General features: G+C 67.8%; 11 protein-coding genes. 3 read left to right on the plus strand and 8 right to left on the minus strand.

Features of this window, described 5'->3' with window-relative positions:
- Entirely contained in the window at positions 1 to 675 is a 675-nt protein-coding gene (locus QZ149_RS01220; protein WP_291448944.1) for an LUD domain-containing protein, read from the plus strand.
- A gap of 392 nt (positions 676 to 1,067) precedes the next feature.
- Here the strand turns inward: QZ149_RS01220 and QZ149_RS01225 are convergent, their stop codons facing one another.
- The 5 genes from QZ149_RS01225 to QZ149_RS01245 are packed head-to-tail and all read right to left on the minus strand — an operon-like array spanning position 1,068 to position 7,634.
- The gene (locus QZ149_RS01225) at positions 1,068 to 3,533 is read right to left on the minus strand and encodes an excinuclease ABC subunit UvrA (RefSeq protein ID WP_291448947.1); all 2,466 of its coding nucleotides are present in this window, start codon (positions 3,531 to 3,533) and stop codon (positions 1,068 to 1,070) included.
- Between the two features lies 1 nt (position 3,534).
- Positions 3,535 to 4,779, minus strand: a complete 1,245-nt coding sequence (gene era, locus QZ149_RS01230; RefSeq protein ID WP_291448949.1) for a GTPase Era — start codon at positions 4,777 to 4,779, stop codon at positions 3,535 to 3,537.
- 1 nt (position 4,780) lies between these two features.
- A complete protein-coding gene (locus QZ149_RS01235) occupies positions 4,781 to 6,139 on the minus strand; it encodes a hemolysin family protein (RefSeq protein WP_291448952.1) in 1,359 nt (452 codons plus the stop codon).
- Positions 6,136 to 6,585, minus strand: a complete 450-nt coding sequence (gene ybeY, locus QZ149_RS01240; RefSeq protein ID WP_291448954.1) for an rRNA maturation RNase YbeY — start codon at positions 6,583 to 6,585, stop codon at positions 6,136 to 6,138. Before ybeY ends, QZ149_RS01235 begins: the two co-directional genes overlap by 4 nt.
- The gene (locus QZ149_RS01245) at positions 6,582 to 7,634 is read right to left on the minus strand and encodes a PhoH family protein (RefSeq protein ID WP_009648899.1); all 1,053 of its coding nucleotides are present in this window, start codon (positions 7,632 to 7,634) and stop codon (positions 6,582 to 6,584) included. Before QZ149_RS01245 ends, ybeY begins: the two co-directional genes overlap by 4 nt.
- Before the next feature lie 67 nt (positions 7,635 to 7,701).
- On the opposite strand from QZ149_RS01245, the gene QZ149_RS01250 reads away from it, so the two are divergent.
- Complete coding sequence (locus QZ149_RS01250) at positions 7,702 to 7,824, plus strand: toxin-antitoxin system antitoxin subunit (protein ID WP_291448959.1); 123 nt, start codon at positions 7,702 to 7,704, stop codon at positions 7,822 to 7,824.
- 41 nt (positions 7,825 to 7,865) lie between these two features.
- Positions 7,866 to 10,508, plus strand: a complete 2,643-nt coding sequence (gene hrpB / locus QZ149_RS01255; protein WP_291448962.1) for an ATP-dependent helicase HrpB — start codon at positions 7,866 to 7,868, stop codon at positions 10,506 to 10,508.
- Between the two features lie 61 nt (positions 10,509 to 10,569).
- Here hrpB and QZ149_RS01260 read toward each other — a convergent pair whose 3' ends face one another.
- Genes QZ149_RS01260 through QZ149_RS01270 form a run of 3 tightly spaced genes read right to left on the minus strand, consistent with a single transcriptional unit; the run spans position 10,570 to position 11,517 of the window.
- Positions 10,570 to 10,959 (minus strand): type II toxin-antitoxin system VapC family toxin, encoded by a 390-nt coding sequence (locus tag QZ149_RS01260; RefSeq protein ID WP_291448965.1) that lies wholly within the window; start codon positions 10,957 to 10,959, stop codon positions 10,570 to 10,572.
- Positions 10,959 to 11,222 (minus strand): type II toxin-antitoxin system prevent-host-death family antitoxin, encoded by a 264-nt coding sequence (locus tag QZ149_RS01265; RefSeq protein ID WP_291448968.1) that lies wholly within the window; start codon positions 11,220 to 11,222, stop codon positions 10,959 to 10,961. The genes QZ149_RS01260 and QZ149_RS01265 overlap by 1 nt, the downstream gene beginning before the upstream one ends.
- Before the next feature lie 40 nt (positions 11,223 to 11,262).
- Positions 11,263 to 11,517, minus strand: coding sequence for an antitoxin PHD (locus QZ149_RS01270; RefSeq protein WP_009647282.1), 255 nt, complete (start codon positions 11,515 to 11,517; stop codon positions 11,263 to 11,265).
- Position 11,518 lies beyond the last annotated feature (1 nt).

An 11,518-nucleotide genomic window follows, 5' to 3' on the forward strand; every position in this document is an offset into this window, starting at 1 on the left:
ATGAGCACCACCACCATGGACGCAAAGACCGCGATCTTGGCTCGCGCACGCGACGCCATCTCCCGTTCCCAGCAGGGCCGTCCCGTGCGCCCGATCCCCCGCGACTACATCCGTTCCACCGAGCACGCGCCCGGTTCGCAGGCCGTCATCGACGAAATGATCGAAAAGCTTGAGGACTACTCGGCAAAGGTCGTCGTGGTCTCCAAGGAGTCCGAGGTCGCCGACGCGATCTCGACTTTCCTGGCCGACCAGAAGGCCACCTCCGTCGTCGTGCCGACCGGCCTGGACGAGGCCTTCAAGAAGGCCGCTGCCCGCGACGGTCGCACGGTCCGTGAGGATAGCCGTGAGCAGGCCATCCCGACGCTGGAGCTGGATGAGATCGACGCGGTCGTCACGCGCTGCCGCGTTGCTATCTCTATCTCCGGCACCATCGTTCTCGACGGAGAGCCCGACCAGGGTCGACGCGCGATCTCGCTCGTGCCCGACACCCACGTCGTCGTCCTCAAGGCCGCCGACATCGTCCCCACGGTCCCCCAGGCGGTGGACATCCTCAGTAAGAATCCGACCCGTCCCATGACCTGGATCGCCGGCGGTTCGGCGACCTCCGACATCGAGCTGGTCCGCGTCAACGGCGTGCACGGTCCCCGCTTCCTGCGAGTCGTCATCGTCAAGTGATCTGATCACAATACAGCGCGGTGCCCGGCTGCCATTCGGTAGCCGGGCACCGCGTTATGCCTTCTTCGTGGGCTGTTCTGTCCCAGGGCATGGCAGCTCGGCCCTTCTGAGGACCACAACACGAGGCCACAAAAACCCAGCAGAAGGCAACTCCCAGAAGACACCCACGTCCCCGGCAACCGCCACAACTGCCAGAAGCACGGGGGCACTGCACCCGATCAGGGGCACTACACCCGATCAGGGGCACTGCACCCGATCAGAAGAGGTGCATTGCCTACGGATCGGGTGCAGCGCCCCAACACACAAGAATAAACGCGGCACTGGCAAACCGAGCCACTCCTGGCCCACAACCAGCCCGTGCACAGGGCACTGAGCCGGTAATGATGACCCCGTCAGCGCAGGTAACGGCCCGTCACCGAGGCCTCGTTGGCCGCAATTTCGCTCGGGGTGCCCTGTGCGACGATGCGACCGCCCTCGATGCCGCCGCCTGGGCCCATGTCGATGACCCAGTCAGCGCAGCGGATCAAGTCCAGGTCGTGCTCGATCACGACAACGGTCGCTCCCCGCTCGATGAGGCGCTGGAGCACATCCACGAGGACCTGCACGTCGTCCGGATGCAGGCCGATGGTCGGCTCATCGAAGACGAAGAGCGCGCCGTCCTGACGCCTCCCCATTTCCGAGGCCAGCTTGAGTCTCTGCGCCTCGCCACCGGACAGAGCGGGCGTGGCCTCGCCGAGCGTCAGGTAGCCCAGGCCGAGGCCGGCCAGGGTCTCGAGGAGGACGCCTGCTTTCTTCAGCCCGCGCACGGCCACCCGGGCCTCGTCGACGCTCATCGCCAAAATATCGGGTAACGAGAGGCCATCGCGGCGAATCGATGCGGCCTGCGCGCCGTAGCGGCTCCCTCGACAATCTGTGCACTCAATGTCCACGTCGGGCAAAAATTGCACATCCAGGGTGATCTGCCCGGTCCCGTCGCAGGTCGGGCATCGCAGCGAACCCGTGTTGTAGGAGAACGCGCCGGGCTTCAGTCCAGCCGCCTGCGCTTCCTCCGTGCGCGCGAACGCCCGGCGCAGCTCGTCCAGCACACCGGAATACGTGGCCACGGTCGAGCGCACGTTCACGCCGATCGGTGTCGCGTCGATCAGGTTGACGCGGGAGATCCCGGCGGCGTCCACGTCGCGCACGTGCGCGGGTAAAGGCTCACCAGCAAGGCGCGCACGCAGCGCGGGAACCAGCGACTCCAGCACGAGCGTCGTCTTGCCCGAGCCGCTCACGCCCGTGACGGCTGTCAGAGATCCGACGGGTATGTCCACGCTCAGGGACTGCACCGTGTGTATCTGCGAGGTTTCCAAGTAAAGCGCGCCGCGCCCATCGATATCCGTGCCCTGATCCGACTCCCCCGCCGCGCGCTCAACCCGACGAGACCCAGCCACGTATGGGCCGATGCGGGATGCGGGGACGTGGGAGGCCTCGTCGATAGACCCCTGGAAGATGACGCGACCGCCGTCCGCTCCCGCTCCGGGTCCGATCTCGATCAGGTGATCCGCGGCTGCGAGGACACGTGTGTCGTGGTCGACAACGACAACGGAATTCCCGTCGGCGAGGAGCTGACGGATGATCGCCAGGACGCCGTCAACGTTGGCGGGGTGCAGGCCGATGGTCGGCTCGTCGAGAACGTAGAGGACCCCAGTCGTCTGGTTGCGCACGGCGCGGGCGAGCTGCACGCGCTGACGCTCGCCGTTGGATAGCGTCGAGGAGGCGCGGTCGAGAGACAGGTAAGACAGACCGAGTTCCACGAGACGCTGCATCGGCTCGGTCATCTCCTCGACGATGACGCGGGCCATGGGAGCTACCTCATCCGGAACGAGGCCGGGGACACGCTGGACCCACTCGCGCAGCTCCGTGAGCGTCAGGCGAGAGGCCTCGCCCAGGTCGATGCCCTCGATCAGCGTGGAGCGCACCCGCTCCCCCAGGCGCGTGCCGTCGCAGGCCGGGCACGTGCGGGTGATGAGGTACTTGTCGACGCGGGCGAGAGCCTTCTCGTCTTTCGCCTTCGACAGGGCGTTTTCGACCGTGGCGACCGCGTTGAAGTAGGTGAAGTCCAGCTCCGCGCCACCGGTCTTGGTGGCGACGACGATGTGACGTTTCTCGGCGGGTCCCTCGTAGACGATCGTCTTCTCCGCATCGCTCAGGTCCCGGAAGGGCACATTCGTGCGCACGCCCATTTCGCGGGCGACGTCCTTCATGAGCTTCCACATGAGGGACCCCCACGGGGAAACCGCGCCCTCGTCAATAGTGAGGGATTCATCGGGCACGAGGGACGCTCGGTTGACGACGCGCTGGACGCCCATCCCCTCGCACACCGGGCACGCGCCGCCCGAGTTGAAGGCCATTTCCTCCGCGCCGAGACCGTAGAAGGAGTCCACACACTGCGGGCACGTGAGAGGAACCCCCCGGGCGACGTTACGCGAGGGAGGGACGCGGTGCCCGTTCGGACACAGGTAGGAACCCGCGCGCGAGAACAGGAGGCGCAGATGGTTGAGGAGTTCCGTCGCCGTGCCGAAAGTGGAGCGCACGTCGGGCACGCCGGGGCGCTGGCGCAACGCGAGCGCGGCAGGTACGTGCGCCACCTCGTCCACCGAGGCCTTGGCTGCCTGGGAGATACGCCTGCGCGTGTAGGTCGCCAGGGACTCCAGGTAACGCCGTGAACCCTCCGCATAGAGCGTGCCCAGAGCCAAGGAGGACTTGCCCGACCCGGACACGCCCGCGACCGCAACGAAGGTGTTCAGGGGAACGTCAACGTCCACGTTCTTCAGGTTGTGGACACGGGCACCGCGCACGCGGATGACGCTGGGCATATCAGAAGCCCAATCGGCCCAGCATTTTCGGGTCGGACTGCCAGTCCTTCGCAGTGCGCACGTGCAGGTCCAGGAAGACGCGCTGGCCCAACAGCTCCTCGATGTGGGCGCGCGACTGGGTGCCGATCTGCTTGAGGCGCGAACCCTTGCGGCCGATGATGATGGCCTTTTGGGAGTCGCGCTCGACGTAGACGTTCACGTGAATGTCGAGCATGGGCGGGCGGTCGTCGCCCTCGCGGCGGGGTCGTTCGATGATCTCCTCGACCTGGACGGCCAGGGAGTGCGGCAGCTCGTCGCGCACGCCTTCCAGGGCGGCCTCGCGGATGAACTCGGCGATGAGGGTGTCGCGCGACTCGTCGGTAACGTCGCCCTCGGGGTAGAGCGGCGGAGACAGCGGCACAGTCTCGGCGAGCACCTCGCGCAGGTGGTCGATGCCTTTGCCCTCCACGGAGGAGACGGGGACGATGGCGGCCCACTCCCCCAGCTTTTCGATGGACAGCAGGTGTTTCATGACGCGCTCGCGCGGCACGGCGTCGCACTTGGTGGCCACCGCGATGATCGGGCGCTTGATGCCACGCAGCTCGCGGGCGATGAACTGGTCGCCGGGGCCGATCCGCTGGTCGGCGGGCAGGCAGAAGAGCACGACATCGACCTCGGACAGGGCCTCGCGCACCATGTCGTTGAGGCGCTTGCCCAGCAGCGTACGCGGCCGGTGGTATCCGGGGGTGTCCACGAGGACCAGCTGGTAGCCCTCCCCGTGCACGATGCCGCGGATGTTGTGGCGCGTCGTCTCGGGACGGCCCGAGGTGATCGCGATCTTGCGCCCGACCAACGCGTTCGTCAGGGTCGACTTGCCGACGTTGGGGCGCCCGACAATCGAGACAAAGCCAGCGCGGAAGTCCTCGGGAAAGTCCGGGATCTCAATGGTCGCTGCCGCGTCCTCGCGCAGGGACGCCAGCGAGGTCAGCGCCTCGAACGCGTCGAGATCGGCGTCCTCCTCATCCTCCAGGCCCTCGAGGTCGTCGTAGTCCTCGTCCTCCTCAGAGTCCTCAGAGCCGTCAGAGTCCTCGGAGTCCGCGTCGTCGCCGGACTCAGCCCCGGCCTCGTCCGAGGTTTCGCCGAGGCCGGCCTCGATTTGCGCGCGGGCGTCGGCTTCCGGGTCGGCGGCGTCGGGTGCTACCTCGATGCGCGCGTCCCCGAAGGCATTGGGGCCGGCCATGAGTTCGTCGTCGGAGGGAAATCGCATGTCAGTTGTCCTTGTCGTCGGCGGGGTTGTGGTCGGTGATGAGTTGGACGTCGGGGTCGAGGCGGCACAGGATCGTGGAGACTTGGCGGCGGCGTCCGCGCGCCTCTTCCGCCGTCATCATGACGCCGGCGAGGGTGCCGGTCGCGCCGGGCAGCGGAACCTTGCCGATCGCCTTGGCGAGAAGGCCGCCGACGGAGTCGACGTCCTCGTCTTCGATGTCGCGGCCGAGGAGCTCGCCCAGCTCGGAAATCGGGTAACGTGCGGGCACGCGCCAGGTGCCCGGCTCTGTTTCCTCGGGTTCGATGGAGTGGCGGTCATGTTCGTCGGTGAGTTCACCGACGACCTCCTCGAGGATGTCCTCGAGGGTGACCAGGCCGGCGACGCCGCCGTATTCGTCGATGACGATGGCCATGTGGAAGCGCTCGGCTTGCATCTGGCGCAGCATGTCGTCCGCGGGCTTCATTTCGACGGCGTACTCGGCGGGGCGCATCATTTGCTCGGCGCGCAGGTCCAGGTGGCCGCCGGTGGCTTCCCAGCGGGAGACCAGGTCTTTGAAGAACAGGATGCCTCGGATGTCGTCCACGTCGTCGCCGACGACGGGGATGCGCGAGAAGCCGGAGCGCACGAACAGGCGCAGGGCGGAGGGCGCGGGCGTGTCCGCGTCGATGGTCACCATGTCGGTGCGCGGCACCATGACCTCGCGCACGAGCGTGTGCCCCAGGTCCAGGACGGATCGGACCATGTCGCGGTCCTCTTCCTCGAAGCTTTCGGGTTCGCCGACCTCGTCGACGATTTCACGCAGGTCGGAGATCAGTTCGGCGCGCGCCTGCGCTTCGGTTGGTTCGGGGGCGGGGCGTGAAGAGCGTACGCGAGTCAGCAGCGGGTCTGCGACGTGGCTGAGGCGCGCGAGGCGATCAGCCAGCCCCGTTCCGACCAACGCGATTCCTTCGGGGTTGCGCGCGCCCCACTGGGCGGGCAGGAAGGAGACGAAAATCAGCTGGATCACTGCGATGACGGACACCGCGATGAGGGCGATCGCCCACCATGGCAGGCGCGTGTCCACCAGGACGATGGTGCCCGTGACGGCGTAGACGACCTGCCAGAAGGTACGGAAAGCGCGCAGCGACAGCAGGGTGCGCCGACGGTGATCGACGAGGCCGTAGAGGGTGCGCGCGTTCCTGTATTCTTCCTCGATGAGGTCTTCGACGCCGGCCAGGGTCAGGCGCTGAATCGCCTGCTCGACGCTCTGCGCGATGGACGCGAAGGCCAGGGCGATGACTGCCAGGATCAGGAGGGCCATGGAGGGCACACCGACGATTGACGAGGCCGGGGCTGCCTCCAGGGGCACGGTGAGGGTCATCGGGTGGCCAGGAAGGTCAGCAGGAGCTTGCGCTGGAGGGCAAACATGATCTCGCGCTCGGCATCGGTCGCGTGATCGTAGCCGAGGAGGTGCAGCATGCCGTGCGTGGCCAGGAGCAGCATTTCTTCGGCGGCGCTGTGGCCGGATTCTGCGGCCTGGCGGGAGGCGATCGCCGGGCAGATGCAGATGTCGCCGAGCATGCCGGGGGGCGTGGGCCGGTCGGCCGTGCCGGGGCGCAGCTCGTCCATGGGGAAGCTCATGACGTCGGTCGGGCCGGGCAGGTCGAGCCAGCGCACGTGCAGGTCTTCCATCGGCTCGGGGTCGATGAAGATGATGTTGACTTCCGCGTCGGAGCTGACATGCATCTGGTCGAGCACGTAGTCGGCCAGGGCGGAAAACTCGGCTTCGTTGATCTCGTAGTCGGTCTCGTTGATGACCTCGGTCATGACGTGTACTCCCTGCGTGCGGTGTTGTGGCTGCGGGTGCGCGCGCGGCGCGCGGCGTTTCGATCGTCGTAGCGCTGGTAGGCGTCGATGATCGCACCAACCAGCTCGTGGCGCACGACGTCGGCGCTGGTCAGGCGGCAAAATTCGATGTCGTCAATGTCGCCCAGGATGTTTTCGACGACGGACAAGCCGGAGGTCTGGCTGCCCGGCAGGTCGACCTGCGAGGCGTCGCCCGTGACGACGACCTTGGAGCCGAAGCCCAGGCGCGTGAGGAACATTTTCATCTGGCCTACCGTCGTGTTTTGGGCTTCGTCCAGGATGATGAAGGAGTCGTTGAGGGTGCGGCCGCGCATGTAGGCCAGTGGCGCGACCTCGATGGTGCCGGCGGCCATGAGCTTGGGCAGGGCCTCGGGGTCGAGCATGTCCCCCAGGGCGTCGTAGAGGGGACGCAGGTAGGGGTCGATCTTGTCGGTGAGGGAGCCGGGCAGGAAGCCCAGGTTTTCCCCGGCCTCGACGGCGGGGCGGGTCAGGACGATGCGGCGCACCTCGCCGGAGAGGAGGCGGCGCACGGCCTGGGCCATAGCCAGGTAGGTTTTGCCCGTGCCCGCGGGGCCGATGCCGAAGACGACGGTGGCGCGGTCGATGGCGTCCGTGTAGGCCTTCTGGCCGGGGGTCTTGGGGCGGATCGAGCGGCCGCGCGCGGAGAGGATCTCCTCTGTGGGGGCTTCGCCCGAGGTGAGGCGTCCGAGCAGCCCGATGGCCTGTTCGACGGCGGTGGCATCCAGGGCGGTGCCGCGTCGGGCCATGCCGATGAGTTCCTCGAGGAGTCCGGCGGCCACGTCGATGTCCGCCTGGGTGCCTGCCAGGGAGATGTCGCGCCCGGTCACGAGGAAGCGGACGTGCGGGAAGCCGCGTTCGAGGGCGCGAAGCACCTGGTCTGCGATTCCGAGGACCACAATCGGGTCCATGTCTGCGGGGATGGTGACGCGCCCCGTGGTGTGTGCGAGGGTGGCCGCCGCGAGCGTCGGCGCAGTGTTCTCCGTAGTCATACTGCTTCCAGTCTACTCTGCCGCCCCATCTTCCTCAGCCTCATCACCTTCGTATTAGCCTGTGTGTATGAACAAACAGACCGTGCACGGAGAAGCTGTCAGCGAGGACCAGATTGACGCGTGGGTCGCAGAGGCAGAAGCAGGGTACGACGTTGAAATGCTGCGAAAAAACGGCAGCTCCGCGCAGTGAAAGCCCGTCAGCAGTATCACTCGCTTGTGAAATATTGAGCCATGCCCACCCTCGAAGAACTTGTTTCCAACCCGCCGGAGCTGCCGGTCACGCGCGCGCTGGGCGCTATCGCGGCGGCGACGCGACCGGGCGGCTGCGCGGTGGTGACCGCTCCCCCGGGCACGGGTAAGACGACGCTGCTGCCGCCCGCTGTCGCGGTTGCGCTCACCGAGCACGAGGCCTCGGCCGGGCGGGTGCTCGTCACCCAGCCGCGCAGGGTGGCCGCGCGCGCCGCAGCCCGCCGGATCGCCCGCTTGCTTGGCGAGGAGGTCGGCGGGCAGGTCGGCTATTCGGTGCGCGGGGATTCGAGGGTTAGCGAGCGCACGCGCGTGGAGATGGTGACGCCGGGCGTGGCGTTGCGCCGCCTACAGCGTGACCCGGAGCTGCCGGGCGTCGCGGGCCTCGTCATCGACGAGTTCCACGAGCGTGACCTGGACACGGACCTGGCGCTGGCCTTCACCTTGGATGCGCGCTCAGCGCTGCGCGAGGACCTGTTTATTGCTCTGACCTCCGCGACGCTGGAGGCCTCACGCACGGTCTCGTGGCTGCGCGAGGCGACGGGCGAAGAGCCCGCGCTCGTTGACATTCCGGGCGATATTTTTCCGCTGGAGCTGCGTTACGCTCCCCCGCCGCGCGGCGTCGAGGCCGTGGGCGCGATCGGGAATGAGCGCGTGGGTGTGCGCCGCGAGTACCTGGCGCACGTGGCGCGCACGGTCGAGGACACGGTCGCTGCCACCGAGGGGTCGATCCTCGTGTTCCTGCCGGGCGTCGGGGAGATCGAGGCCGTGCATGGCGCGCTGAGCGTCCCCGGCGTCGAGGTTCTGACCTTGCATGGCCAACTTAGCGCCGCCGAGCAGGACCGCGCGCTCTCCCCCACCGATCAGCGCCGCGTCATCCTCTCCACCTCGATTGCTGAGTCGTCGCTGACAATTCCGGGGGTGTCCGTCGTGGTCGACGTCGGCCTGGCCCGCGAGCCGCGCTTCGATGCGGGGCGCTCGTTGTCTTCGCTGGTGACGGTTCCCGCCTCGCTTGCTCGTTTGGAACAGCGTGCGGGCCGCGCCGCGCGCACTGGGCCGGGCATCGCCGTTCGCGTCATGGACCCCGTGGACGTGGCGCGCAGGCCCGCCCAGTCCGCTCCGGGCATCGCCACGCAGGACCTGACGGACGCGCGCTTGCAGGTGGCCGCGTGGGGCACGCCGGTGGAGGAGCTGGCCCTGCTCGACGCTCCACCCGCGGGTACGTGGCAGGCCGCCGGGGAGCGTTTGTCCTCCCTGGGTGCCATCGACGAGGCCGGGGCCGCGACCACTCTGGGCCGCACTTTGGCGTCGCTGCCGTTGGACCCGCCCCTGGGCAGGGCGCTTCTGGCTGCGAGCGCTCTCCTGGGGGCGTCGAAGGCGGCGCGCTTCGTGGCCCTCTTGTCGGAGGACGTGCGCGCACCGGGTGCCGACCTGGGAGGCCTCGAGCGCCGACTTGGGCGCGGCGGGGACGCGGGAGTCGGCCGCGCCCAGGCGGCGCGCGTCAAGGAAACGGAGGCACGCCTGAGGGGCCTCGTGTCCAGGCTGGCCGACAGGAAGTTGGCGGGACTCGACCTGCCCGGCACTGACACGTCTGACGCGACGCGCGGCAACGCACGGGCTACGGGTGGCTCTCGGGAGAGGCGACAGGGCACGCGAACCCGCGAGGACGAGCTGGCCCTGACCTGCGCGCTCGCTTACCCGCAGTGGATCGCGCGGCGTCGCCCGGCCTCGTCCGCGTACATTCTGGCGGGCGGCGTGGGCGGCGAACTGCCCGACGGTTCTCCCCTGGAGGGCCAGGAGTGGCTGGCGGTGGCTTCCATTGACCGCGCCCCGGCCTCGCGCCACGCACGCATCCTCGCCGCCGTCCCGCTGAGCGAGGAGGACGCGCTGGCGGCGGGCACGACTCTCCTCGTCACCCGCACGGACGCGTCGATCGACAAGGGCGTGCTGCGCGCGACGCGCACGCGCAGCCTCGGCGCGATCCCCTTGTCTTCCTCCCCCGCTCGCGCCCTGAGCGACAAGGAAGCGACCGCGCTGGTGGCGCAGCACCTGGCCTCCCGCGGACTCGGCGAACTCGGCTGGGGGAAGGAGGCCTCGTCCCTGAGGGAGCGCATGCGGGCGCTGCACGAGGTCTTCGGCGAGCCGTGGCCGGACGTGTCGGACGAGGCCTTGGCGGGCAGCGCGCACCAGTGGCTGGCTCCGTGGGGGCGACGCCTCGCGTCAGGCGTTCCCCTGTCGCAGGTGTCGATGCTGGACGTGCTGCGCTCGCTGCTGCCGTGGCCCCAGGCGGCGCGCCTGGATGAGCTGGCACCCGAAAAGCTGCCGATTCCTTCCGGCGGGACGCGCCCGATTGACTGGAGCGGTGCGCATCCGGTGCTCACGCTGCGCGTCCAGCAGGCGTTCGGGTGGACGGACACGCCGCGCCTGCTGGACGGGCGCGTCCCCCTGGTGCTGCACTTGACGGACCCGGCGGGGCGGCCTGCGGCGGTCACCTCGGACCTGACGTCGTTTTGGGCGGGACCCTACCGGGACGTGCGCGCGCAGCTGCGCGGGCGCTACCCCAAGCACCCGTGGCCCGAGGACCCGCTGCACGCGGAGCCGACAAACCGGGCCAAGCGGCGGAGCTAGTGGGAAGTGCCAGTCCAATGCAAACGGATCATTGCGACCGCATCCGTGGGTTTGGAATCATTCAACGCGGCGAAAACACCTGCAACCCGCAATCGTGCGCAGCTTCGCGCATACGGTCGTCGTAGGTAACGATTCCGTCTAATTCACTGCCCAGCTCGAGGGCTGAGGCCAAGTGTATGGCGTCGAGGCTGCGTAAGAAGGGATGCGGCAGGGAACCCGCCTGATTGTATGTTTCCGTGTCCAGTGTGAGGATGTCAAAGATCCCCACGGTCTCGGCCACAATTGCGGGGTCCAGCTGCTGACGAATCGCGACGCGACCAATCTCCGTGCGGGATAGATCGCACGTGAAATAGATGTTCGGCTCGCTGTTCATGAAGCGATGCAGGGCAGCAGTCTCAGCCTCATCACGCATAAGCTTAACGATGGCGGACGTGTCGAAATAGAGAAGCATCAGTAACGTTCCTCGTTGCGCATCTGCGCCAGAACGTCGGAGAGCGACTCCCCCTGCGTCGGCACGGGGAGTTTCGTACGTGATCGCGTTGCGGGCGCGATACGCCCCTGCGCCCGCAACTGCTCAATCTTGCTGGGGCGCGTCGCCGTCATCTGCGCGACCGGGCGGCCGCGATCAGTGATGGTAATGACCTCGCCGGCGGCGGCCCTGGCCACCACTTGGGAGGCGTTTTGACGCAGTTCCCGAATACCAACGGACTCCATGTGCTACATGGTAGCACATGGAGCCTGGTGACAAACTTCGTCAGTCCTGCAGTTTGCCGACGATGCCCCGCCCGTCAGGGAGGTTTTTGGACGGCATCTGGTAGGTGTCGAGGTCCGCCATGGCGGGGCGCTCGAGACCCAAGTCGCGCAACTGCTGGTACGTCGACATGCGCACAGGACCAAGCTCGGCGACAGGCTGGCCTTCTTGTGTGAGCGTGACGACTTCCCCGGATGAGGCCCGCGCGAGCGCGGCTCCTACATCCTCCTTGAAATCACCAATTTCTAGAGCCCTCATG

The sequence above is a fragment of the Actinomyces sp. ICM47 genome (assembly GCF_905369875.1).
Taxonomy (GTDB): domain Bacteria; phylum Actinomycetota; class Actinomycetes; order Actinomycetales; family Actinomycetaceae; genus Pauljensenia.